Here is a 26,411-nt window from a genome sequence, read left to right on the forward strand (position 1 = left end):
TATATGGGCAACACACCAACAGTTGTTGAAATGCAGGTTATACCTGTAGCAGGTAAAGATAGCATGCTCCTTAACTTAAGTGGGGCACATGCTCCATATTTTACCAGGAACATAGTTATAATGAGAGATACAAATGGAAATACCGGCCTGGGTGAAGTTCCTGGCGGTGAAAAGATTCGACAGACTTTGGAAGATGCCAAAGAGCATGTGGTCGGAAAAAGCATAGGCAACTACAAAAACATAATGAATACAGTTCAAAAGGTTTTCAGCGACAGAGATGCCGGTGGACGGGGATTGCAGACTTTTGACTTAAGAACTACCATACACGTTGTAACCGCCATCGAATCAGCCTTGCTGGATCTTTTGGGACAACACCTTGAGGTTCCTGTGGCGGCGCTGTTGGGAGATGGACAGCAAAGAGAAAAGGTTAAGGTCTTAGGCTACTTGTTCTATATAGCAAATCCAGACAAGACGGACCTTCCATACTTTAGAAACAAAGATGCACAGACCGAGTGGTACAAGGTGAGACATGAAGAAGCCATGACACCTGAAGGAATAGTCAAGTTGGCGGAGGCTTCCAAAGAACTTTATGGATTTAATGATTTCAAGCTTAAAGGTGGCGTTCTTGAAGGTAAAGAAGAGATAAAAGCCATCAAGGCGCTAAAAGAGAGATTTCCCGAAGCAAGGATCACTTTAGATCCAAACGGAGGTTGGTTGTTGAAGGATGCCATAGAGCTATGTAAAGACATGCATGGAATTTTGACATATTGCGAAGATCCATGTGGTGCGGAAGAAGGATTCTCAGGCAGAGAGATACTGTCAGAATTTAGAAAGGCTACAGGTCTGCCTACAGCAACAAACATGATCGCTACAGACTGGAGACAAATGCAGCATTCAGTAGCATTGAATTCAGTTGACATACCTTTGGCAGATCCACACTTCTGGACAATGTCCGGTTCGGTAAGGGTTGGACAGATGTGCAATGAATTTGGCCTTACATGGGGCTCGCACTCCAACAATCATTTCGACATATCACTTGCCATGTTCACGCAAGTTGCCGCTGCAGTACCGGGAAATGTAACGGCAATAGATACTCACTGGATCTGGCAGGAAGGCATTGAAAGACTTACAAAAGATCCTTACAAAATTGAGGACGGCCATTTGTCGATTCCTTCAAAGCCGGGTCTCGGTTTGGAGATCGACATGGAAGAAGTTCAAAAGGCGCACGAAATCTACCTTAAGGAAGGTTTGGGAGCCAGAGATGACGCTATTGGAATGCAATTCTTGATTCCAGGCTGGAAATTTGACAACAAGAGACCTTGTCTGGTCAGATAACAAATTCATACTTACCCCCCATATAATAGGAAGGCACAGCCAAATGGCTGTGCCTTCGCTTATGTGTTCAATTGATAATTTTTAAATAGGTTTATCAAGTATTTTTCCGGATTATTCAAAACGAGATTTTTTCGGTAGGCAATAATATTGTATCTGAATACTTTTGGAGAGAACGAGAAGTAAGTCACATTGTGATTGGGTTCTGCACAGGTTGAAGGGATAAAGGAAACACCGATACCCTTTGAGACCATTTCCCTGACTGCGACCATACTGTTCATTTCACAAACAGTATCCGGAACAAAATTGTTCATTTTTAGTATTTTGTCCGCAATAAAGCGTATTGTTGAGCCTTGTTTGGACAAAATGAAACTGTCGTCCTTAAATAGTTCTTTCAATTCATTTTGAGAAATATCTTTTAAATCATCTCTATGCAATGCACAAAATTTGTGGGAATTGGGCAATGCGAATACTACTTCCTCTCTTCTAAGTATTTCACATTGATCGCCAAATTCACTGCAGTCATTAGCCGCCATAAGCGCAAGATCGACTTTTTCCGAATGGATCAGCTTGGTTATGGGTATTACGTTGTCCTCGATTATTTCAAGTGTGACGTTGGGGAATCTATCCTTAAATTTGGAAATTATCTCTGTCATCATTTTAAGGCCCCATTGGGATGTGATTCCCAGTATTATCTTACCCGTATCGGACAAACCATTTAAATTCTGATACAATTTCCGTTGAATGTTGATGACTGATTTTGCCGCTTCCAGGTACATTTCGCCTGCCTGCGTAAGCCTCAACTCTCCCTTCATCCTGTCGAACAGCGGTGTTCCAAGTTCGCTTTCCAATTTGGAAAGATACTGGCTCAGGGATGATTGGGATACAAAAAGGTTCTCAGCGGCTTTCGTCATGTTTCCCTGTTCGGCAATTTCTATTACATAAGTTAAATATCTTACATCCATAATATCTCCTTAAAGAACTATTAGTGAAACTGATTACAACGATTAAAACTGCGAATTGGTCTATTATCGTTTAAGATAGTATACTAAATTCAAGATCATCATACAAGGCAATTGAAATTCTAAATTTAGAAAAGGAGGATATTTCCTATGAGTTTAAGCAAGAAAAAAGAAATAGCATTTGGAATTATCATAGTTATACTTGGTGCGTTTTACTTATTTATGACTTATCAAATAGAAAGTAAACCAGGTGTGGTCGACGCAAGGACTGTACCGAAAATTCTTGGATTTTTGATGGTTTTATTGGGTGGGATACAAATTTTTGAGACTCTCAAACTTAAATCTAAAGAAGAAGAATCGAAGTCCATTGATACGGGAACAGTCGTGAAAACGTCGTCTTTGATTCTTGTTTATATAGCAGTATTTAATAAGATTGGATTTTTACTAAGCACGATAATATTTTTGTTTTTACAATTTTCGATCCTAGCTCCAAATGACATGAAAGGCAGAAAATATTTTGTGATCAATGGGATCATAGCAATATTGGTATCATTACTCGTTTATATGTCTTTTAGATATGGCTTGAAAATTATGTTGCCGCAAGGAATTGTGACTTTTATTTAAAGGGAGGGTTTTGAGTGTTAGAACTTTTTTCAGTAGGGATAGCCAACGTATTTGCACCGTTTGTTCTGGTGATGATGCTGATCGGTACAATAGTTGGTATCATCTTCGGAGCAGTGCCTGGTTTGTCATCAGTAATGGCTATTGCACTATTTTTGCCCCTGACTTATGGTATGGATCCGGGTCAAGGTTTGTCAGTTTTAATAGCTTTATATATAGGGTCCGTTTCAGGCGGACTGATCTCTGCAATACTTCTTAAAATTCCAGGAACACCTGCATCAATAGCTACCTGTTTGGACGGTCATCCGATGTTGGAAAAAAATGAAGGTGCCAAGGCATTAGGCGTGGGAGTTGTGTTTTCATTCTTGGGAACGATAATAAGTATAATTGCATTGATTTTTATTGCGCCGTCTGTTGCCAAGATTGCAATAAAATTTGGGCCACATGAATATTTTTCCATTGCTGTTTTTTCACTAATGCTTATAGCAACTCTTTCAACCGGTTCTATGGTTAAAGGAATATTTTCAGGAGTTTTAGGGTTTGCGTTTTCAACTGTAGGAATTGCGCCAGTTGATGCAGTAAGACGATTTACTTTTGGATCTGTGGAACTTTATGATGGTTTTGACATACTGACTGTAATGATAGGACTCTTTGCGGTCTCGGAAGTTATAAAAATTGCTGAAACCAGTAGACTCGAAGGTAAGACAGACGTTGCGAAAGTAAATATGAAAGTTAAAGGGTTTGGATTTAGCATTAAAGAGTTTATTGAACAAATTCCAAATGGATTGCGGTCATCGTTGATAGGTTTGGGTATTGGAATTCTTCCAGGGATCGGTGCCGGGACATCAAATCTTGTATCTTACACAGTTGCAAAAAACAGCTGCAAAAAGCCTGAAAAATACGGTCAGGGCTGCATAGATGGGATTGTAGCGTCTGAGTCAGCAAACAACGCTTCAGTTGGTGGAGCATTGATACCTTTAATGACATTGGGTATACCGGGAGATGGCGTTACTGCTTTGCTGTTAGGGGCGTTTATGGTACACGGGATTGCGCCGGGGCCGTTGTTGTTCGTAAATTATGGGAACCTTGTTTATACGATATTTATAGCGTGCATTGTCGCCGCAGTTATGATGCTTATTGTCGAATTTTACGGTATGCGAATATTTGCAAAGATACTCAAGGTTCCAAGACATATATTATTGCCAATAGTATTTGTGTTTTGTGTTGTAGGAGCATTCGGGCTTTCAAGCAGAATATTTGATGTGTGGGCTGTAGTAGTATTTGGAGTTATAGGTTATTTCTTCGTTAAATTTAAAGTGCCGCAGGCGCCTTTTGTTATAGGGTTCGTTTTAGGAACTATGGCTGAAACAAATTTAAGAAGGGGATTGATGATGAGCCAGGATAGTTTTTCTGGATTTATAACAAATCCGATATCAGGAGCATTTTTGATTGCAACTGCGATATTTTTAGCAGTTACTATAATAAAAGAAATCAAACAAAGAAGAAGAATGGCAAATCAATAATGGAACAAGGAGAGAAGAATATGATAAAAAAAGGAACTCCCGTAATCACAGATATGAAAGTGATACCGGTTGCCGGTCATGACAGCATGCTTATGACATTAAGCGGAGCTCATGCGCCATATTTTACAAGGAACCTGGTAATATTGACTGATGAAACGGGCAATACTGGAATAGGAGAAGTACACGGGGGAGACGATATCGCCAAAGCTCTTGAAAGCTATAGAGACTACGTGGTGGGTCAGGAAATTGGAAATTATAAAACCGTTGTAAACACTATAAAGAACAAGGGCTTCACATCATCGAACAATGACGGAGAGGGTCTGCAGAGTCTTGATCTTAAAAATTTGAAATTTGTAGTTCATGCAGAGACAGCCGTTGAATGTGCAATGCTTGACCTTCTAGGAAAATTTATGAATCTTCCGGTTTGTGCGCTCTTGGGCGATGGACAGCAAAGAGATGAAATAACCATACTTGGCTATCTGTTCTATATACACGACAAAGACAAAGTGGATCTTCCTTATCTGGATGAAAGTGATTCCAGCGACGATTGGTTCAAAATAAGAAGACAGGTAGCATTGACTCCTGAGGCCATAGTTCGCCAGGCAAAAGCAGCAAAGGCGAAGTACGGATTCAAAGATTTCAAGTTGAAAGCAGGTGTGTTGCCGGGAACTGAAGAGATGGAGGCTATAAAGGCACTAAAGAGTGAAATGCCGGATGCCAGGATAAATATTGATCCAAATGGTGCCTGGAGCCTTAAGGAAGCCATAGAACTGTGTAAGGACAAACAAGGCATCTTAACTTATGTGGAAGATCCATGTGGCCCTGAAAATGGATTTTCAAGCAGAGAAGTTATGTGCGAATTTAAAAATGCCACGCAATTTCAAGTAGCTACCAACATGATAGCAACGGATTGGCGACAGTTTTATCATGCATCTGCACTTAAAGCAGTTGACATCGTTCTGGCAGACCCGCATTTTTGGACAATGAACGGCAGTGTCAGAATGGCACAGGTATTGAATGATTGGGGATTGACCTGGGGGTCTCACTCAAATAACCATTTCGATATTTCGCTGGCAATTTTTGCTCACTGTGCAGCTGCAGCTCCGGGCAACATCACCCCGATGGACACTCACTGGATATGGCAGGACGGGCAGGATCTTTGTACTAATGCAATGAAGATAGAGGATGGCAAAATCAAGATACCTGACAAGCCAGGTTTGGGAATAGACATAGATATGGATAAAGTTATGAAAGCCAACGAATTGTACAATAAAATGGAGAACCATGACAGGGATGATTCGATGGCAATGCAATTTGTTATACCAGGTTGGAAATTTGATTCCAAAAAACCTGCGTTGGTAAGGTGAGTTAAAAACTTAAATATATTTATGAAGAGGAGAAGGAAGATGAAAAAGAAGTTATTTGCATTATTGTTGATTGCAGGAATTTTGGCAATGCTATTTGCGGGATGTAGCGGTGAAAGCGGAGAAGGTGCTTCAAATGATGGATCTAGTGAATCTGAATGGCCTAATAAGACAATAGAAGTTGTCGTTACTGCAGGAGCAGGAGGAGATACGGATTTCAATGCTAGAACATTTGCAACTTATTTTGAAAAGTATACCGGTCAATCCATGGTGGTATCCAACAATCCGGGTGGCGGCGGAAGTGTAGCAACCAGTCAGGTAAAAAATTCTAACCCAGACGGTTATAGAATGCTTTTCTGTCATACAGGACAAATGATCATTAATGAAGTAGCAGAATTGATAGATTACAGCATGGATGAATTTGACATTGCTGGTATTCCTGCAGTAGATAAAGGCACAGTACTTGTAGCAAGCAAGGAATCAGGAATTACTTCCGTAGAAGATTTAGTTGCAAAAGCGCAAGCGGAACCAGGAAGCATTACATACGCTTCTGAGCTCGGAGGATATTCTCACCTTCAGGGTTTGTTGTTAATGGATAAGGCGGATATAGATTTAAGAATACTTGACATTGGTTCTGCCTCAGATAAAATCACCAATATGCTTGGTGGGAGAGTTGATTTGGCTGCAATTACATACGGAGCTGTTAAAGATTACGCAGAAACCGGTGATTTGGTTATCTTAGCTCAATACAACAATGATAGGAATGAAAATCTAGGCGATATTCCAACTTTTAAAGAATCAGGTATAGATATGGTAATGGAGAAACCATACATAATTGCTTTCCCAAAAGGAACTGATGCTGAGATCATAGAAAAGATGAATGAAGTAATCGAACAAATCGCATCTGATGCAGATTATGAAAAAGACTTGTTAAATGGTTACAAGCAACCGGTTGATTATTTGTTGAAAGATGATGCGATATCATTATTGAAAGACACAAGAGAAGATTACATGCAATACAGACAAATGTTGACAGAATAATATTCGGCAATCCCATAGTCACAAATTTCCCTTTTAGTGACAATGATTTTCCCTAGATTGCAACAAGCATGTATTGGATGCTCACCATACATGTAGAAAACAGCCTCGTTTACGGGGCTGTTTTCGCTTCATAAAATTCAAATTTTCGTGTTTACATCATATAAGTAAATATTCAGAATATTCATTTATATCCCATCTAGTTGACAAATAAAATCAACAATACTATACTTATAAAAATATAACATAAAGAGAAAGACCTTCTTATATAAAATCAGGGATATGGCCTGAGAGTCTCTACCGCAGAACCGTAAATTCTACGACTATAAGGTGGTTTGAGTTCACATTTATTTAGAGACAAATAGAAACGGCCTATTTGTCTTTTTTGCAATCAGTTGCCGAGCGTCGATCGGTTATAAAATTTAATCCAGGAGGTAAGAAATGAGTAAATTGATTAGAGAGGGACTTACTTTTGACGATGTGCTTCTTGTACCGGCAAAGTCAGAGATTCTACCTCATCAGGTTGAGACTGGAACACAGTTCACAAAGGGCATAAAACTGAATATCCCTATTGCCAGCGCTGGAATGGATACAGTCACAGAGGCGAAGCTTGCCATTGCCATTGCCAGACAAGGGGGCATTGGCGTGATCCACAAGAATATGGATATCAAAGATCAGGCCATGGAAGTGGACAAGGTAAAGAGAAGTGAACATGGAGTTATAGTAGATCCGTTTTTCCTTCATCCGGAAAACATCATCGGAGATGCACTGGAACTAATGGAAAGATATAGAATTTCAGGTGTGCCTATAACTGAAGATGGCAAATTGGTCGGAATAATCACCAATAGAGACCTTAGATTCGAGAATGATCCCTTCAAGAAAATCAAAGATGCCATGACAAAGGAAAACCTTGTAACTGCTCCGGAAGGAACAAATCTGGAGGAAGCGGAAAGAATTCTAAAACATCACAAAATCGAAAAACTCCCCATCGTAGACGAATCAGGATTTTTAAAGGGACTTATTACCATCAAGGACATAGAGAAAGCCATCAAATATCCTAATTCTGCCAAAGATAAAAATGGCAGATTGCTGGTAGGTGCGGCAGTAGGCGTGAATAGCGAGACTCTTGAAAGAACAAAAGCTCTAATTGATGCCAATGCTGACGTAATTGTATTGGATACGGCTCACGGGCATAGTGCAGGAGTTATCCAGACGGTAAGAACCATTAAGGAGAAATTTCCGAACATTCAATTGGTTGCAGGAAACATTGCTACAGGTGCTGCAGCAAGAGATCTTATTGAAGCTGGGGTAGATGCAGTGAAGGTAGGGATCGGACCAGGATCTATCTGTACTACCAGAGTAATAGCTGGAATTGGAGTTCCACAAATAACCGCAATAATGGATTGTGCTGAAGTCGCTAAAGAGTACGGAGTTCCTGTTATAGCTGATGGCGGCATAAAATATTCCGGTGATATCGTAAAAGCTATTGCATCAGGTGCAGATACTGTAATGATCGGTGGTTTGTTCGCAGGAACAGAAGAAAGTCCTGGGGAGATGATGATATATCAAGGTAGAAGTTTTAAGACATACAGAGGTATGGGGTCTGAAGCTGCAATGAAAGACGGAAGCTCCGACAGATATTTCCAGGAAGGCGCAAAAAAACTTGTGCCGGAAGGTGTAGAAGGAAAAGTGCCTTATAAAGGACCCTTGTCTGAAAGTGTTTTCCAGATGGTTGGTGGCCTCAGAGCCGGTATGGGATACTGTGGTGTCAAGAACATCAAGGAACTGAAAGAAAATACCGAATTTATCAAAATAACAGGAGCGGGACTCAAAGAGAGCCATCCACACGACATTTCAATAGTAAAAGAGCCGCCAAACTACAATAGTGCGGGATTCTAAACAGGAGGAAAACATGGATAGTCAAGAACTGATCATAGTATTGGATTTTGGTGGACAGTACAACCAGCTCATAGCCAGAAGGGTAAGAGAAGAAAATGTGTTTTGCGAAATACTGCCATACAGTGCATCCATCGAAAGAATAAAAGGTAAAAATCCCAAGGGTATAATATTTACAGGTGGCCCTTCGAGCGTGTACGGAGAAAAGGCTCCAAAATGCGATCCGGAAATCTTTGAATTGGGTATCCCGGTACTTGGAATTTGTTACGGAGCCCAGCTTATGTCCAACATGTTGGGAGGAGTCGTTGCAAAGCCGGATATTAGAGAGTACGGAAAAAAGGAACTTCACATAACAAAGGAAAGCAAGCTTTTAAAAGGCGTGGGAGAGAGCTCAACGTGTTGGATGAGCCACACCGATTATATAGAAAAAGTTCCGGAAGGATTTTCGGTTACTTCAAAAACGGAAACCTGCCCGGTGGCAGCAATGGAAAATGATTCAAAGGGACTTTATGCGGTTCAATTCCATCCGGAAGTGGAGCATACAGAGTTTGGCAGACAGATCCTTCATAATTTTCTTTATGACATCTGTGGTTGCTCAGGAGACTGGACCATGGCAAATTTTGCACAAGAGCAGATTCAGGCGGTCAAGGAAAAGGTTGGAGACAAAAAGGTGCTTTGTGCATTGAGCGGAGGTGTAGATTCCTCAGTAGCTTCAGTTTTGGTGCACAAGGCAATAGGTGACAATCTTCATTGTATTTTCGTAGATCACGGCCTTTTGAGAAAGAATGAAGGAGACGAAGTTGAAAAAATATTCAAGGAACGTTTCCACATGAACTTTATCAGGGTCAATGCTCAAGACAGATTCCTTGGAAAACTGAAAGGTGTTTCTGATCCTGAAACCAAACGAAAAATCATCGGAGAAGAATTTATAAGAGTTTTTGAAGAAGAAGCCCATAAACTTGAGGGAATCGATTATCTTCTTCAAGGAACAATTTATCCGGACGTTATTGAAAGTGGTACAGAAGACGCAGCTGTAATAAAAAGTCATCACAATGTAGGCGGGCTTCCTGAAGACCTTGGTTTTGAGCTGATAGAACCCTTAAGAGACTTGTTCAAGGATGAAGTCAGGGCTGTTGGTGAAGAAATAGGAATACCACACGATTTGGTATGGCGACAGCCTTTCCCGGGACCAGGTCTGGCAATTAGGATCATGGGTGAGATAACGCCTGAGAAACTGGACATCCTTAAAGATGCAGACTGGGTATTTAGAGATGAGATCAAAAAATCCGGTTTGGACAATCAAATCTGGCAATACTTTGCAGTTCTTCCAGGAAATCGAAGCGTTGGAGTAATGGGTGACGAGAGAACTTATGACTATACAATAGGTCTTAGAGCTGTAACCAGTACCGATGGCATGACATCGGACTGGGCAAGGATCCCGCACGATGTATTGGAAAGAATATCCAACAGAATAGTAAACGAAGTAAACCATGTAAACAGAATAGTTTACGACATCACATCCAAGCCCCCAAGCACTATTGAGTGGGAGTAACTAAAAATTATTCCTGTAACAAAGTGAGTAGTTTAAAGTCATAGATATTAGGCGTATTAGTATGCTGATGATCTATGGCTTTTTTACGTGGAGATATTTAATGCAAATACGGCTAATTTGGATAATAGCCGCATTTTTTTTCGAAAAAAAGATAGAATTTTGAAAGCCTACATGCTCGGAATCAGAAATATGTTATAATCAAATTTGAATCGTAAAACAAAATTTAAATAAAGAAAATGAAATCATTTTTACAAAAATATGCTGGAGCGATGATAGTAGCCTGAAATATTATTTTGTAAATAAAATATTTTTGAAGATTGGAGGCCATATTATGATTGGAAATATCGATAAAGAGAAATTTAGAAAAATAATTGATGAGCTATATGATGAGATCGTTATCTATGATAACAACTTTAAAATAGTTTATATTAATAAAGCTTGTGAAAGACATTATGGATTGGGACAAGAAGAAATGATAGGACATGATTTCTGGGATTTTGAGAGTCGTTTTTGGGATAATTCTGTATTGCCATATGTTTATAGAGAAAAAAAGGCGACCATGTTAAAACAAATGACTCACTTGGGCTCTGAAATTTTAACAATTGCTGTTCCTCTTTTTGATAAAAAGGGAGAAATAGAATACGTTGCAATGAGTGTTAGAGATAATTTTTCAAACAAGCAGATCGATTACCTGAATGAAATTTTCAATTCGAAAGAAAAAGGATATAGGTCATGGGACAATAATGATCCTCTAATATATAAAAGCGAAAAGATGAGAAAAGTCATTGAAACATCGGATCAAATTGTTGATATACCAGCTCCATGTTTGATTTTAGGGGAGACAGGGGTAGGAAAAACTCTGATAGGAAAGTATATTTTTGAGAAGAGTCAAAAATATAATAAGAAATTTGTTCACCTTAATTGTGCTGCAATTCATAAGGATCTGTTAGAAACAGAACTTTTTGGCTATGTTGAAGGTTCTTTTACGGGGGCAAAAAAAGGTGGTAAAGATGGTCTCATTAAAATTGCTGATGGGGGCATATTATTTTTAGATGAAATTTCAGAATTACCATACAACTTACAATCGAAATTATTACAATTTATTCAAGAAAAGGAATTCTATCCTGTTGGTGGGATAAAGCCAATCAAAGTAGATTTAAAGGTCATTGCAGCTACCAATAGAAATTTACTAAAAATGGTGGAAGTTAAAGAATTTAGGGAAGATCTATATTACAGGCTAAATGTATTTGAAATAGAAATACCACCACTAAGGGAGAGGCCAGAAGATATTAAAGAACTAGCGAACTTCTTCTTAAATAGATTTAACGCTAATTATCACAAAGCTAGTAAAATTTCGGATGAAGCTATGAATATATTAACTAATTATTCTTGGAAAGGAAACGTACGGGAACTATCTCATGTAATAGAAAGACTTGTTGTGATAATAGACGATCTAGTTATAAGAGCGGAGCATATCCCCAAAAAATTATTTGAAATAGATTCATGTATGACACAAAGTTCTGATAATTTAGATGAAATGTTATCTATTGTTGAAGAAAAAATGGTCAAAAAAACTTATGATGAATTAAAAACCACCAGAGAAGTTGCAAAAAAACTGGGTATAAGTCAATCAAGAGCATCTAGATTAATAAGAAAATACATTAAATAAATATAAATACGAGTCAAAAATGGCAAGGTTGAGTTATTCATAACTCAACCTTGCTATTTTTTATAAATACGCATTAATTCAATGCGTATTTGAGCTTTATCATTTTTAGAAGTAAAAAAGTCTTTGAGTCGCTAATGACTCTGAAAAATATTTGAAGCAAAAAATCTTGAAAAAAGAATTACAAACCTAAGAAAATATAGCTTTTCTGAATTAAATCCCTGAATTAATGGAAAAAATAGAGTGGGAAATTGGCATGATAATTGCAATGTATCTGGTATAGGGTAATAGTTTGCTTTTATATAAGGAGGGGAGTGGGTAGTAAGTGTGAAAAAGTATTACTCTGAATTTAACATCTAATTGAAGGAGGGTAAAATGAAAATCTCAGATATTGAAGTTATTGGCCTTAGAATTCCGAAAATCAATGAAGATTGTCAATGGGGTGAAGACGCAGTAATCATTAAGGTCAAAACGGATACGGGTATTACCGGTATTGGAGAAACGGATAGTTCACCACATGTTATTAAAGCATTGATTGAAACACCCCAATCTCACAGTTCAAGTAAGGGACTAAAAGAAATATTATTGGGAGAAGATCCATTGGAAATTGAACGGCTGTGGAATAAAATGTATGAGGAATCCAATTATATTGGGAGAAGAGGTGCCGGGATACATGCCATAAGCGCAATCGATATAGCCTTATGGGATATTGCTGGTCAATATTATGGAGTACCTGTACATACATTATTAGGGGGAAAATACAGAGATAAAATCAAAACTTATGGAACCTTTATTCCCGTAGATAAACCTGAAGAAAACGGGCCTTTGGCAAAAGAATTAGTAGAAAAAGGGTTCAGTAGTTTGAAATTCGGTGGTGGCAAATTTGGCGTTGATCCTGAGCATGATTATAAAGTTATAAAAGCTGTAAGAGATGCAGTAGGAGCTGATGTAGAGATAGCCATTGATTTAGTTTCGTTATGGAAAACTTATAGTAATACAATAACGAGGGCAAAGCAGCTAGAAGAATTTAAACTTAACTGGATCGAAGAACCTGTTTCATCTGATGATTTAATAGGATATTCTAAATTGACGGGAAACACTAAAACCAAAATTTCTGGTGGAGAAACATTAAGCACTAGATTTGAATTTAAAAACTTCATAGAATACGGTAATCCTGATATTGTTCAACCTGATATTACTCGTTGTGGTGGAATTACTGAAATGAAGAAAATTTATGAGATAGCTCAGATGGCGGGAGTACAATTAGTCCCTCATGGTTTTAGTACAGGAATATTATTAGCTGCAACTGTTCATTTCTTAGCATCCTGTAAAGAAGGAGATTTAATCGAATATTCTCAAAGTACTAGTCCAATCTTCAAATATTTGGTAAAAAATCAAATTGCGATGGTGGATGGATTTGTTGAAGTTCCAGATAGTCCGGGTTTAGGAGTAATATTGGACGAAGAAATTATTGAGAAATATCGCATATTTTAAATACAATAAAGGAGAGATTATTATGACAAAAAAAATTGATAAGTTATTAATTGGGTTTAGTATGACCCTAGTAGCCATTATAGTAGGGTTTTTATATGCTATGCCAGAGCAAAGTGAAGCAGTAGCAAACAAAATCTTTGGTACATTAACGACATGGTTTGGTTCAGTAACTCTAGTATTTACGTTTTTAGGGGTATTATTACTTACTTTTGTTGCTGCAAGTAAGTTCGGCAGTATTCGCCTGGGCGATGAAAAACCCCAATATTCTACTTTTAAATGGGTAGCAATGATGATTAGTTGTGGGCTAGGATCGGCAACTGTATATTGGGCTTTTATCGAGTGGGCTTACTATATTGGGACTCCAGGATTAGGAATCGCGGCAAATTCTCAGCAAGCATTTGAAATGGCTACACCGTATGCGATGTTCCATTGGGGCTTTAGTGCTTGGACTTTATATGCTCTTGTTGGATTGCCGATTTGTTATCATTTTTACATTAGAAAAAACAAAGGTCTGAGCCTTAGTGCTATGGTCTGCGAAATCACAGGGGTTAAAAGAGGCGGCATTATCAGCAGGATCATTGATGTTATGTTCATCTTTATATGTTTTGGTGGATTAAGTATAACTTTAGGAGTTTCAGTACCATTGGTAACAAATGTTTTATCAACAGTCTTGGGAATAGAACCAAGTTTCGGAATGAATGTTATATTGATTTTAGCAATATCTGTGGTCTATTCTTTAAGTTCATACATCGGAATAGAAAAAGGTATGGCTATGATCTCAAATTTGAATGTCAAATTTGTAATCGGTTTTTGTATCGCTATAATGATATTAGGACCAGGGCTATTTATTGTTTCAAACACTGTAAATTCTTTTGGGCTTATGATTCAAAATTTTGTTCAAATGAGTCTGTTTACAGATCCAATTGGTAATTCAGGTTTCCCACAATCTTGGACAATATTTTATTGGTTATATTGGATCACTTATGCACCATTTACAGGAATATTTATTGCCAAAGTTTCCAAAGGCCGTACTTTGCGTTCAGTAATTATGAATACTTTGATTAGTGGAAGTGCAGGTTGTTTCTTCTTCTTTGGTGTAATTTCTAGCTTATCAATTGACAGACAAATCAGAGGCTTAGTAGATATGGTTGGCATGTTAGCTGAAGGGAATGATACAAGTGCGATAGTTGCAGTTGTTCAAACATTGCCCTTAAGCGGATTGTTCCTAGTGTTTTTCAGTATAATATCTGTATTATTCCTTGCTACAACATTAGATGGCGCAGCTTTCACAATGGCTTCAACAGCTACTCCTGGATTACAAGGAAATGAAGAGCCTCATCCTATTCACCGACTATTCTGGTGTGTTATGTTGGCTTTAGTACCTTTGACTATGATATTTATCGGTGCAAATCTAAACACTATAAAGACAGCAGCAATTATAACAGGAGTACCAATTCTATTTGTTATGATGGTTTTGATTTACGGGTGGATGAAGTGGATGGTAAAAGATTACGGAAGCTTGTCTACAACTGGGATTAAAGATTCTTTTAAAAAAATATAAGAAATTATGAATGTAATAGTAAAGAAGGAGGTTTATGAATGTCGCGTTTTATTGTTATGGACCCAATGGACATGGTTGCTACGAATCTTAAAGTGTCTAGTAAAGGCGAGATAGCTCAAGTATTTTCTTCGGAAAACGAAAAGTTATGTGAAATTGAAGTTCTTGAAGATATACCATTTGGGAATAAAATCGCTATAGTTGATATAAAAAAGGGAGAAAAAGTTATCAAATATGGCGGAGTTATCGGAGAAAGCACAAAAGACATCAAGGCTGGAGAATTAGTACATGTGCACAATGTGAAGAGCTTAGTGGTTGATATACCCCTAGCCTTCAAAAAAGAGATTTTAAAACAAATGAATATTAAACATGAGATCGAGGTATAACATGAAATTTAAAGGGTATAGACGTCCAGATGGAACAGTAGGTATAAGAAATAAAATATTGATCATTGCAGTAGATGAGTGTTGTGATGGTATTGCTCGAAATATTGCTAAAAAATTTGAAGATGTTGTTGTCTTGACAAATTGGTACACTTGTATGTTAGGTGGAAATGAAGAAACTCTAAATCAAATGATAGCTAACGGTAAAAATCCTAACGTTGCGGGAGCCCTTGTGATTTCAATGGGATGTGGCAGCATTGATCCAAGTCAGATAGCAGATGAAATCAAGAAAACAGGTAGATCAGTTGATACATTGACAAGCCAAGAAGTTGGGGGAACTAGAAAATCGATAGAAATCGGTATAGCGAAGATTCAGGCCATGAAGGAACAAATAGATAAGATAGAAAAAGAGGAGTTTCCAATCAGTGAGTTAGTAATTGGCATTAAATGCGGCGGGACAGATACTAGTTCAGGAATTGCTTCAAATCCTAGTGTTGGTGCTGCAGTAGATCAGCTTGTAGATATGGGTTGTACTTGCATTGGCGGAGAGTTGTTTGAATTGCAAGGCTGTGAAGAATCATTGATCAAAAGAACTGATTCTGAAGAAATAAAAAACAAAATCAACACTTTGATAGAAAATGAAAGAATTAGATGGAGTGTTGAAGGAACAGATGTTGAGACAATGAGCGTTGGTAACAGTGTTGGCGGAGTTACAACTATTGAAGAAAAATCTTTTGGGGCGCTCCATAAATTTGGAACCAAAGAAATAGTTGATGTTTTGCAAATAAACAAGGATTTCATTGATGTTCCTAGTAAACCTGGGTTTTATCTATCGGAAGCTACTATGTTATGCGGTGGTTCTGGTGTTAATTTCAGCTCTTTTGGAGCTCATATGATATTATGGACAACCGGTGCCGCCGGCTTTAACAATGCCATAACTCCAGTTATAAGGATAAGTGGTAATTCTGATCACATCAATGACGATATAGATATTGACGCTACGGGAATAATGGAAGGAACTGAAGCAATTAGCGAAGTGGCTGAGCGAATAGTCAAAAAAGTTCAAGAAGTGGCAAGTGGCTTGGAAACACAAGTGGAAGGAATTGGAGATTCCACACTAACTTTATATCAAAAAGATCAAAGATTAGAAAAATTGTTAAACTTAAATTGTGTACGTTGATTTAAATTTATAGGTGTTATTAAAAATGAAATCCCACAGGATTTGGGTAAAGTAAAATCGCTATAAAAATAAATATTAAATCAAGTGAGCTACTGATCTAGGATAAGTAGCTCATGGTTTTATAAGTTAGTTTTCTCTTGCTTATAGCTATTTATTTGAAAATTTCTTGAGGAAATTCTCTTTCATTTCCATCAGTGCTTCCACTTCATTAACAAGCAGGTTATCCTTGCGATGGCCAGATTCCATAAAGAACATGGATAGTCCACCAGGACCCACATGGGTTCCTACAGCTACACCCATTTGCATTATGTATATATCGCCAATGAAAGAAGTTTCTTCCAAAATCTTGGTTTTAAGATTATCTGCGTAGCTCTTGTCTGTTGTATAGCCGATGATGACGAAATCAGTCAGAGCTTCGTCGTTTCTCTTATTGAATTCCTTGATGTAGTGGGAAAGAACTTTTCTCCGCCCTCTTTCCTTTGCCACAATGGCGCCTTTGCCATCCTTCATGGACATGATGGGTTTCAATTTCAGCATCTTGCCTATAATGGCACTGGCACCTGAGAGTCTTCCGCTTCTGATAAGATGATTTAAATCGTCAACAGTCAGAAAATGCTTTACGTTGGTTTTATATGTTTCATTGAAGTCTACAAGTTCCTGAAATGTTGCACCCTTTTCTCTAAGGCGTGCGCTTTTCATAATGAGCCATCCGCTACCGTGGCTCATGGATTTGGAATCTACTACATGGATCTTGATTTGGGAATCAGGGAATTCTCCATAATAGTAATCTTTAGCTAAAACAGCCGATTGATACGAGCCGCTTGTTCCGCTGGACATGCATATGCATAGGATCTCCCTGTAACCTTTGTCTACAGCATCCTTAATTATATCCACAAAGGAAGCAGGACTTGGCATTCCTGTGGTAGGAGGATTTTCCAGATTTTCCATCATGCTGTAGAATTCGTCAGCAGTGATGTCGATCCGGTCTCTATAAGTTTCACCATTCATGGTTACTGTCAGGGGCGCTATGCTGATGTCGTATTGCTGAAGTATTTCATCAGAAAGGTCGCAAGTCGAATCGGCCATTAATTTTATCATTTTTCCTCCTAGATAGTTATAGATTTAAAAGGTAATTTTCCTAATTAAACAATATGACTTAGAGCATATATTCATGTTATCTCACAGAAGATTATTTCGCAAGCGAAATTGAACTGCAAAAATGACATGTTTGTAATTGAATCATTGGAAGTGACACTTAAACACGTTGCGTATATGTAGAAAGAAGTTTTAGATGACTACCGATATCCACATTAAGCATTTAAGTACATCGACTGAAATCATACATCCAAATGATAAAGTATCATTGATTTATTCTCTTTTCAATAACAATCCTAACCAGTTCGGAATGTGTGTGGTTGAAAATCGTATACCTGTTGGGATCGTAACTTCAAAGGATTTGGCTCTTAAGCTAAGTGGTCAATTCGGTTATACACTTTATCAGAACAAGCAAATTTCTGAAATAATGGATACAGAATTTCTAAAAGTAGATTTAAACATGTCGGTAAAAGAAGTATCATCAATTGCAATGGCTCGTCCGGACAATAAGCTTTATGATTTTATTGTTGTAACTTATGACGATGAATATTATGGAACAGTCACAATAAAAGATTTGTTGCAGAAAACAACCGAACTGGAGATATTATCAGCGAAACATCAGAATCCTTTGACAGGATTACCGGGCAATATGATTATTGAACAACAGATTGCTCAATGCTTTAATGATCGCAAAAATCGAAGTATTGCCTATATTGATATTGATAATTTTAAAGCATTCAACGATTATTATGGGTTTGAGAAAGGTGATTTGATCATAAAGATGCTGGGTGAAACTATTGGAATATATTTTCCTGACCAGTTTGTAGGACATATTGGTGGAGACGACTTTGTAGTAGTATTTGATAGATTAATGGGGTTGAAAGATTTTGAAACTTTGAAAAGGCAATTTGAAACAGACGTACTAAAATTTTATAATGAAAGAGATATTAAAAAAGGATACATTATAGTTCATAATAGGCAGGGTGTATTAGACAAATTTCCATTAATGACAGTCACCTGCGTTGTAACAAATAATAAGAGTGGCAGTTTTATGGGAAGCCAGGATATTTCGGAAAGATTGGCGGATTTGAAGCGCAAGGCAAAACTAAATTTAATTTGAATTCATTCAAAGCGAACTCAACCCTGAAAGCATGCTGTAACTTTTGCTTCAGGGTTGTTTTTTAATGAAATTAAGACAGTTCATCCAAGATTTTTAAAACTTCTTTGTTGTGTGGTATATCTTTCATTGAATTTCCGTAATGGATGTAGCGAACAATACCTTGTTTGTCTATGATAACCTGGGCTGGCATTCTACCCAGCTTTATGATGCTTACCTTTTGTTCATATAAGTCTGCAATAGTATGATCCGGATCGGGAATCCCGGGGAAGGGCATATCGTTTTCGGCCCAATACTTTGCAAAAGTATCTGTATCTTCTGGACCTACTGCAACTACGACTGTGTCTTTTTCTACAAACTTCGAATGATCTTGACGCAACTGCGCCATATGCGCTCGGCAGTAAGGTCAAACAAATCCTCTGTTGAATATCAAGAATATGTTTTTTTCTCCAAGGTAACTTGATAGGGTAAAATCTTTTCCCTGCCAATCAGAAATGTTAAAGTCTGGAGCTTTTTTGCCAATTTCTACCTGCATGTTATCCCACCTTTCTTCTCATTTTATCAAAATTGAAATCAATGTACCTAGCATTTTGCTTCATGATTGTAATTGATAATTACAATCTATACAATAATTATAACATTAACGGATCCTATAACAACATCAATGCTTCCAGTTTTAAGTTTTTGTAAATTGGGTAATTAACAAAACAGATGCATAAACACTTAGTACGAAAATATCTGGCTCAAATTCAGTTATTCAATGATAAGGATGAAGAGCGCATGAATAAAAAGTCTATTACTAGTAAAACATCCCAAAATGCCGCCTACCGGGTTATTATAATTTTCGGTATCATCAGCATGTTGGGAGACATGGTTTATGAATCGGCTAGAAGCGCCAATAGCCAGTATTTTAATATTCTCGAAGTCAGTGCAACTACTGTAGGTCTGGCTTTTGGAATAGGTGAGTTTATTGGTTATGGGCTGAGACTCTTGGCTGGAGTTCTTTCAGATAAATCAGGGAGGCAGTGGCTCTTTATGTTGGTCGGCTATGGAATGTTGCTGGCGGTTCCATTGATGGGTCTGTTTACTAGTTGGAACATGCTTGTCACATTGGTTCTGCTCGAGCGAATAGGAAAAGCTCTGCGTAATCCGGCAAAAGATACGATAATATCTTCTGTTGCTGAAAATCAAGTAGGGGTGGGCCGAGCCTTTGGAATACAAGAGGCATTGGATCAGTTGGGAGCTTTTTTGGGTCCGTTGATATTTACGTTGGTTTTCGCATTGACTAAGAGAAAAGGAATTGAAGAATATCAAAGTGCTTACAAATTATTGATTATTCCATTTATCGCCCTTATATTTTTTCTTGTATATGCGAATAGGAAGATTCAGCATGATAAATTAATGCCAAAAATAAATGTTCGTGATTATCGAAAGGAGAAACTTCCAAAAATATTTTGGATTTATACTTTGTTTACTCTTTTATGCACGATGGGCTTGGTTAATTTTTCCACTACTGGTTACCATGTGAAATCAATGGGGATAATGGATGACGGTGAGATCACCATGGTTTATGCAGCAGCGATGGGAGTGGATGCCGTAACATCACTAATTGTGGGACATCTGTATGATAAGACAAAATCAGTTAGCGGCGATAAAAGCGGAGGCTTGAAATTGTTGATAATTATCCCAGTCACGACCATGATATTGCCTTTTCTTACTCTATCGGAGAGTCCGAAGGCAGTATTGGCAGGTATGGTGTTCTTTGGTGTTATATTGGGGACACATGAAACTTTAATGAGATCGGCTATCTCAGACATATCACCTTTTTACAAACGAGGCACCAGTTATGGAGTGTTTAATGCAACATACGGTTTGGCTCTTATGTCAGGTGCCTTTATTATGGGGCTGTTATACGATATGCATCTGATCTTTGTGATACAGATCATCACTATTATTTTGGGGGTCCTAGCAATTTTGACTTTTTTAAAGTTGTTGAGACTAGCGTTTAACGAGAAAAATTAACATAAGAACAATAACGTTGCTTAGAGGATTAAATCGAGTATATTTATTTAGTGAACATCGTGTCCACAAACTTTCATTTGTTTGATTTGAAGGAGGAACCCATGAGAGAATTTATAGATTCTATCGATCCAATATATATAAGGATATTAACGTTTACGATAAGTGCCATTGTAATATATATAGCCACAAAACGGATCCTCAACAAGTTTTATTCTAGATTGCAGGAGCAGGACAAATGGTATTTCACGAAGAAAATAGTCATGAATGCCATTTATGTTGTGATATTTATAATGTTTATTTTTACATTCAGCGATAGATTCCAAGGATTATACACTACTTTGGGATTGGCAGGTGCAGGGATCACTTTTGCACTTAGGGAAGTAATAGTGAGTTTTGCCGGATGGTTTGCAATACTTTTTGGGGACTTTTTCAAAGTGGGAGACCGTGTACTTTTAGGTGGTATCAAAGGTGATGTCATCGATTTGGGCATACTTCGAACCACTTTGATGGAAATGGGAGACTGGGTGGACGGTGATCAGTACAATGGCAGGATTGTCCGGGTTGCAAACAGCTTTATTTTTACATCACCGGTTTACAACTATTCTGCAAACTTCAACTTTGTATGGGATGAGATACATTTGCCCATTCATTTCGGTAGCGATGTCAAATTAGTGAGGAAGATTTTAAAAGATGTGTCAGCTGAAATTTTAGGCGATGTTTCAACACAGGCTAAAGATGCTTGGTTTCAAATGCGAAGGCAATTCAGACTGGAAGATGCCACACTCGAAAATCAAATATTCATGACATTCGATGACAACTGGATAGAATTTTCCCTGCGTTATGTAGTCGACATAAAAGAACGAAGGATCACAAAAGATCTTATTTTTACCCGTCTTCTTGAAGAACTGGATAAGTACGAAGAGGAGATTCAACTGGCTTCTCAGACTATCGAGCTTGTGAAGCAGAATTGATTGATTCAAAATAAATGTAAGCTTCTTTTAAAGCGAAAGCACTTCGAAAATCATGTTTTTAAACATCCCATATGAATAAAAAAGCTCTATCTATATTGCAAGTACTCTAAAAATTTTTTGACTGCAAGGGAAGCGGTTTTTTTATCTCTTAGAGCAATTCCTATATCCCTGTATGCCGACACATCCAGTTCTTTGGCTATTATCCTGTAAGGTATGCGCTTTAGGATCAATTGTGGCAGTATGCTGATGCCAAGCCCGCTTTCGACCATTGACATGATGGCGTAGTCGTCCCAGGTTGTAAAATGCACTTTGGGAACCAGGTGGTTTCTTTCAAATATATCTGAGATCTCTGCCTTCGAACTCTTTTCAAGGAGCATGAAAGGTTCGTCGCAAAGGGCAGTCACAGGAAATTCATTATGATTTGCATATTTGTGTCCTTCAGGAATGATCGCCATCAATTTATCCTGTTCCAGAAAGATGGTTTCAAAATTTGAAAAAGTGGGCAGTCTGAGAAAACCGCAATCCACCCGGCCTTCCTGTATCCAATCTTCGATTTCAGTGTAATCTCCCAAGAGCAGTTCGTAGTCAATGTTTGGATAATCTTTTTGGAATTCCTTAATGATGTTGGGAAGCCAGTGTGTGGCAACGCTGGAGAAAGTCCCTATCCGTATCAATCCCGATTGAAGACCGTTCAACTCATCGATCTGCATCTGCAGCTTCCTGTATTCCTCGTAGACATTCTTGGCGTAGGGCAAGAGTTTAAGACCGTCCGATGTCAATCTTACACCGGTCCTGTTTCGTTCAAGGAGAGAAACGTTCCATTCCACTTCCAAATCCTTGATCATCCTGCTGATTCCTGACTGGGAATAATCTAATGCTTCTGCGGCTTTGGTGAAACTTTCGCATTCCACGGTCTTGATAAAAGCCAGGTATTTTTGAATATTTATGTCCATATTTCCACCCTCTTGCATCTGAATTTGTAATGTTTAACATGACAAAGATTCGTTATCGTAATTTATAAAATTATATTATAATACAATCAGATTAAATACAAGAGATATGGGGAATATTCATGAAATCTAAACAAGAGAGAAACGCATACTTCAAATACATTTTTGCATTGCTGCTTTTTGGATCAAATGGAATCGTGGCAAGTTACATTTCACTGACCAGTTACGAAATCGTTCTGTTTAGAACGTTGATCGGAAGTTTGTTTTTGATCGGTATCTTTTTATTTATGCGAAATAGATTTACATTTTGGAACAAGAAGAAAGATCTTTTTTTTCTAGTTATCAGTGGTGTGGCAATGGGGGCAGGTTGGATGTTCCTATATGAGGCATACATGCAGATAGGTGTGAGCATAGCATCATTGGCCTATTACTGCGGACCGGTAATAGTCATGGTACTTTCGCCCTTTCTATTTAAAGAGAAATTGACCAGACCAAAAGTAATAGGGTTTCTAGTGGTTTTGGCAGGTATTTTTCTGATCAACGGAGGGGCATTGGGAGAGAATAAAAACACATGGGGAATGATATGCGGAATGATGTCTGCAGTGACATACGCTCTTATGGTCATATTCAATAAAAAAGCGAAGGGAATTACGGGCCTTGAAAACTCCACGCTCCAATTGTTCATAAGCTTTTTGACTTTGGCAGTCTTTGTATCCATAAAGCAGGGTTTGGTGATCAATGTAGAAAGCGAAGATCTACTTCCTATATTGATCCTCGGTTTGATAAACACAGGCGTAGGATGTTATTTGTATTTTTCATCCATAGGACATCTGCCGGTCCAGACAGTATCCATATTTGGCTATCTTGAACCTTTGTCGGCAGTTGTTTTGTCCGTATTTATTCTTGGAGAATCAATGCTGCCTTCCCAGATAATAGGTGCCCTATTTATTTTGGGAGGGGCGATATTTGGAGAAATTTTGGGGAATAAATTTGAAAAATATTTCCGCTTCACTTTACAGAAAAAAGCTGAAGTTTTAGAATTACAGACGGATCAGCAGTAAAGCTGTCGGAGGTAACACTTTTGGATCTAGAAGCTCGTGATGAAGATGTACAAATATTGTTTGTAAGCTCAAACAGCCTGGAAGAACCCGTTCTCACTCATAATTATGAGTGGGGCGGCTTTTTATTTTGGAGTTAGTTTAAAGATCTGCAGTTGGTAAGAATTTCTCGTAATTCTGCGTCCATAGATGGTAAAAATTTCTATATACACGAAGCAAGAACCTAAATAAATAAAAGTGTGTTTTACAGGGAATAAACTTGTAACATTGTAAAAATTAAAAACTTGACATATAATAACAGATGATTAGTGGTAAATTTCCCCAAATACACAAAAAGATTTAGAAGGCTAACTTTAAAGGAGGCGGCTCAATATGATGCTTAGTCCAGAAAGTTATTATGAAGAGTATCTTAAAGGAAAAACTAAAGAACAGATAATGACCGCGATTCGTGGACTTAAGCAAGAAATAGGATATCTCAAAAATACCATGGAAAATCCGGAATATGGTATTAAAGAAATCGTACATCCAAGTGAAGATACACGACTTCACTGGACTCGTGAATGCCTGGAAAGAGCCAGACAAGCCTATGACGAAGCTGGTGGAACTTATATCTTATCAAAATCAGAACAAAAGACTGTGGACTTTGATGCGAATATGGATGCCATCGGTAGAATTACTTTTAGTATTGGAGGTTACTTTGGCGGCTACAGGAGCTATGTTGTAGAACTAAGAGATGGATTGAAAGCCTACACAAAATTATGGGAAGATGAAGAACCACTCTCTTTATGGGATGATGATAACGAAGAACCCTTCACAAAGATCACTTTTATCGAGACACTTAAGGAACTTCACATTGGGGAGTGGCGCAGACGATATTCAACCGAACGCTTCGGATATACGGTATGCGACGGTACCCAATGGGATTTGGAATTTAAATACAATAATGGCCAGAGACCCGTAAGATTTAATGGTGATAACTCATACCCATATAACTTCTTCGATGAGTTCCAGATGTTATTTGGAATTGACGTTACTAAGGAATACGACGAGGATTAGCAGATTTAATTGGGCAAAGGGGGATGTTTTGCTTTGGATATTAACAAGATGAAAGATTTATCCTTTGAGGAGCTGCGTGCTTTACATAAGGCTTTTTTACATAGCTAGGATTATGCAAAAACAACAATCAATACTTCTATATTTAGGACTAAATTTTTACAAACTCAGTTTATTCTCATTTTTTGTTTTTATGTAAAAAAAATAGGATATAATTAATACGGGTATAAGTTTGATATCAAGTATGAAATTTCTTTTAGACATCGAAGGTGTTTGTATCTAAGCGTAGAATTCGTTTGAAAAATGACACCAATATGCTTCAAAGAAAAAGAGGAAAGAGGTTTTCTAATGAAAAAATCGATTGCAATGATTTTGCTTCTAGTATTGGCACTAATAATGACTGGTTGTGGATCTCAACCTAAACCAGATTCAACTGTGGAAAATTTTTTTAAAGCAGCTAAAGTCTTAGATTTAGAATCTATGGCGGAAAACGTGGATCCAGCTACGAAGATGGAGCTGCCCCAAATGGATGAAATATTACAAACAGGCGAAGTAAGTGAAGATACGTTGCCCGCTTCTGAATATTTTATTGATTATTTGAAAACGAATGCTTCAAAGTTGGATTACACTATAAAAAACACTGAAGTAAACGAAGATAAAGCTACCGTGACAGTAGATGTATCTTATGTTAACACCCTTCCAATTTTCAAAGAAACAATTGGAGAAGTATTTATGCAGGCATTTTCAATGCTTTTTTCGGGAGTTGAAATGACAGAGGAAGAGACAAATCAACTTTTTGAGAAAGTGTTAAAGGAGAAAATAGAGTCGAGTACAGAGAGTTTAGCTAATAAAACAATCACCTTACCACTTATTTTGAAAGAAAAGACTTGGTATATTTCCGAGTTGAATGACGATCTTTTAAATGCAGTAAGTTTAGGGTTGAATGATGCAGACTCAATTTTCGAGGATTCCGGTGAGGCTGAAATGGATGATGATTCAGATCCAGTTTATGCCTTGTATGATATCGACAACTACATCATTGGAGATCTTTGGAATGATGGGTTTATAGATATTTCATATTTTCTAGAAACTGGTAAAGGTTCAATGGATCAAGAACTGGATGTAGAATTGACCATACAACAGTTGGGGAAATCCATGGAAAAGAAACCAGAATATGATGAATTTATTAATGGATTGGACGATGAATACTCAGCCATTAAAGAAGTATGGAATAAACTATCTGCAGAAGCCGATAAATTGTATGATCAAATCGACTCAGGGGCATCGACGATCAGTGTTGATCTGTTTCGTCAGTACATGGATGCATTCTCTGAAATGGTTTATGAAATAGAATAGTTTTATAAAAAAGCAATGGCGGCCTTAATTCGTCATTGCTTTTGTTCTAATTTGACATAGGAAATTCAAGTTTCAGTGACGCAATAGTGTACAAGATAACGTATAATTAATTTCGCAAAAACAAAATAACGAAAAATGGACGTGTCCATAGCCGTTTGGTAAAATCAAGTTACCACACAAAATCGAACCAAAGGAGGCTATGAAACATGTCCGATAACAT

Annotated in this window: 22 protein-coding genes, 1 pseudogene and 1 riboswitch; of the genes and pseudogenes, 18 read left to right on the forward strand and 5 right to left on the reverse strand. The window is 37.7% G+C overall.

Features of this window, described 5'->3' with window-relative positions:
• The first annotated feature begins 3 nt into the window (after positions 1–3).
• Entirely contained in the window at positions 4–1,335 is a 1,332-nt protein-coding gene (locus IWB18_RS05735) for an enolase C-terminal domain-like protein (protein ID WP_195682657.1), read from the forward strand.
• 59 nt (positions 1,336–1,394) lie between these two features.
• Here the strand turns inward: IWB18_RS05735 and IWB18_RS05740 are convergent, their stop codons facing one another.
• Complete coding sequence (locus tag IWB18_RS05740; RefSeq protein WP_195682658.1) at positions 1,395–2,297, reverse strand: LysR family transcriptional regulator; 903 nt, start codon at positions 2,295–2,297, stop codon at positions 1,395–1,397.
• Between the two features lie 147 nt (positions 2,298–2,444).
• Between IWB18_RS05740 and IWB18_RS05745 the strand changes: the two genes are divergently transcribed.
• From IWB18_RS05745 to IWB18_RS05795, 11 genes are all read left to right on the forward strand, one after another.
• On the forward strand, positions 2,445–2,918 hold the full coding sequence (locus IWB18_RS05745) for a tripartite tricarboxylate transporter TctB family protein (protein WP_195682659.1): 474 nt from the start codon (positions 2,445–2,447) through the stop codon (positions 2,916–2,918).
• Positions 2,919–2,932: 14 nt separating this feature from the next.
• Positions 2,933–4,438, forward strand: a complete 1,506-nt coding sequence (locus IWB18_RS05750) for a tripartite tricarboxylate transporter permease (RefSeq protein ID WP_332310666.1) — start codon at positions 2,933–2,935, stop codon at positions 4,436–4,438.
• A gap of 20 nt (positions 4,439–4,458) precedes the next feature.
• Entirely contained in the window at positions 4,459–5,805 is a 1,347-nt protein-coding gene (locus IWB18_RS05755) for an enolase C-terminal domain-like protein (protein WP_195682660.1), read from the forward strand.
• Positions 5,806–5,844: 39 nt separating this feature from the next.
• The gene (locus IWB18_RS05760; RefSeq protein WP_195682661.1) at positions 5,845–6,843 is read left to right on the forward strand and encodes a tripartite tricarboxylate transporter substrate binding protein; all 999 of its coding nucleotides are present in this window, start codon (positions 5,845–5,847) and stop codon (positions 6,841–6,843) included.
• 241 nt (positions 6,844–7,084) lie between these two features.
• A riboswitch (purine riboswitch) is annotated at positions 7,085–7,186 on the forward strand.
• 95 nt (positions 7,187–7,281) lie between these two features.
• Positions 7,282–8,739, forward strand: coding sequence for an IMP dehydrogenase (gene guaB / locus IWB18_RS05765; protein WP_195682662.1), 1,458 nt, complete (start codon positions 7,282–7,284; stop codon positions 8,737–8,739).
• A 13-nt stretch (positions 8,740–8,752) separates the two neighbouring features.
• A complete protein-coding gene (gene guaA / locus IWB18_RS05770) occupies positions 8,753–10,288 on the forward strand; it encodes a glutamine-hydrolyzing GMP synthase (RefSeq protein WP_195682663.1) in 1,536 nt (511 codons plus the stop codon).
• Positions 10,289–10,619: 331 nt separating this feature from the next.
• Positions 10,620–11,957, forward strand: coding sequence for a sigma-54 interaction domain-containing protein (locus IWB18_RS05775; RefSeq protein ID WP_195682664.1), 1,338 nt, complete (start codon positions 10,620–10,622; stop codon positions 11,955–11,957).
• 372 nt (positions 11,958–12,329) lie between these two features.
• Entirely contained in the window at positions 12,330–13,448 is a 1,119-nt protein-coding gene (locus IWB18_RS05780; protein ID WP_195682665.1) for a mandelate racemase/muconate lactonizing enzyme family protein, read from the forward strand.
• Positions 13,449–13,470: 22 nt separating this feature from the next.
• A complete protein-coding gene (locus IWB18_RS05785; protein WP_195682666.1) occupies positions 13,471–15,009 on the forward strand; it encodes a BCCT family transporter in 1,539 nt (512 codons plus the stop codon).
• A gap of 38 nt (positions 15,010–15,047) precedes the next feature.
• Complete coding sequence (locus IWB18_RS05790; protein WP_195682667.1) at positions 15,048–15,392, forward strand: UxaA family hydrolase; 345 nt, start codon at positions 15,048–15,050, stop codon at positions 15,390–15,392.
• Position 15,393: 1 nt separating this feature from the next.
• Positions 15,394–16,569 (forward strand): UxaA family hydrolase, encoded by a 1,176-nt coding sequence (locus IWB18_RS05795; RefSeq protein WP_195682668.1) that lies wholly within the window; start codon positions 15,394–15,396, stop codon positions 16,567–16,569.
• 147 nt (positions 16,570–16,716) lie between these two features.
• On the opposite strand, the gene IWB18_RS05800 is transcribed toward IWB18_RS05795, so the two are convergent.
• Positions 16,717–17,667, reverse strand: coding sequence for a DegV family protein (locus IWB18_RS05800; protein ID WP_195682669.1), 951 nt, complete (start codon positions 17,665–17,667; stop codon positions 16,717–16,719).
• A 193-nt stretch (positions 17,668–17,860) separates the two neighbouring features.
• On the opposite strand from IWB18_RS05800, the gene IWB18_RS05805 reads away from it, so the two are divergent.
• The gene (locus IWB18_RS05805; RefSeq protein WP_195682670.1) at positions 17,861–18,784 is read left to right on the forward strand and encodes a GGDEF domain-containing protein; all 924 of its coding nucleotides are present in this window, start codon (positions 17,861–17,863) and stop codon (positions 18,782–18,784) included.
• 70 nt (positions 18,785–18,854) lie between these two features.
• On the opposite strand, the pseudogene IWB18_RS05810 reads toward IWB18_RS05805, so the two are convergent.
• Positions 18,855–19,175 (reverse strand): annotated as a pseudogene (locus IWB18_RS05810) (peroxiredoxin family protein); the annotation flags it as partial.
• Between the two features lie 12 nt (positions 19,176–19,187).
• A complete protein-coding gene (locus tag IWB18_RS12695; protein WP_195682672.1) occupies positions 19,188–19,316 on the reverse strand; it encodes a thioredoxin domain-containing protein in 129 nt (42 codons plus the stop codon).
• 245 nt (positions 19,317–19,561) lie between these two features.
• On the opposite strand from IWB18_RS12695, the gene IWB18_RS05820 reads away from it, so the two are divergent.
• Together IWB18_RS05820 and IWB18_RS05825 are read left to right on the forward strand one after the other, a co-directional pair.
• A complete protein-coding gene (locus IWB18_RS05820) occupies positions 19,562–20,803 on the forward strand; it encodes an MFS transporter (RefSeq protein ID WP_195682673.1) in 1,242 nt (413 codons plus the stop codon).
• Between the two features lie 101 nt (positions 20,804–20,904).
• A complete protein-coding gene (locus tag IWB18_RS05825) occupies positions 20,905–21,774 on the forward strand; it encodes a mechanosensitive ion channel family protein (RefSeq protein ID WP_195682674.1) in 870 nt (289 codons plus the stop codon).
• Between the two features lie 86 nt (positions 21,775–21,860).
• Here the strand turns inward: IWB18_RS05825 and IWB18_RS05830 are convergent, their stop codons facing one another.
• Positions 21,861–22,727: a LysR family transcriptional regulator gene (locus IWB18_RS05830; RefSeq protein ID WP_195682675.1), complete on the reverse strand. Its 867-nt coding sequence runs from the start codon at positions 22,725–22,727 to the stop codon at positions 21,861–21,863.
• Between the two features lie 119 nt (positions 22,728–22,846).
• Here IWB18_RS05830 and IWB18_RS05835 point away from each other — a divergent pair, with 119 nt between their 5' ends.
• From IWB18_RS05835 to IWB18_RS05845, 3 genes are all read left to right on the forward strand, one after another.
• Positions 22,847–23,785 carry a DMT family transporter gene (locus tag IWB18_RS05835; protein WP_195682676.1) on the forward strand — a complete coding sequence of 313 codons (939 nt, stop codon included), beginning with the start codon at positions 22,847–22,849 and terminating at the stop codon, positions 23,783–23,785.
• Between the two features lie 369 nt (positions 23,786–24,154).
• A complete protein-coding gene (locus IWB18_RS05840; RefSeq protein ID WP_195682677.1) occupies positions 24,155–24,838 on the forward strand; it encodes a hypothetical protein in 684 nt (227 codons plus the stop codon).
• A 345-nt stretch (positions 24,839–25,183) separates the two neighbouring features.
• Positions 25,184–26,191 (forward strand): DUF4878 domain-containing protein, encoded by a 1,008-nt coding sequence (locus IWB18_RS05845; RefSeq protein WP_195682678.1) that lies wholly within the window; start codon positions 25,184–25,186, stop codon positions 26,189–26,191.
• Positions 26,192–26,411: the final 220 nt, after the last annotated feature.

This window comes from Alkalibacter mobilis (assembly GCF_015594845.1).
Taxonomy (GTDB): Bacteria; Bacillota; Clostridia; order Eubacteriales; family Alkalibacteraceae; genus Alkalibacter; species Alkalibacter mobilis.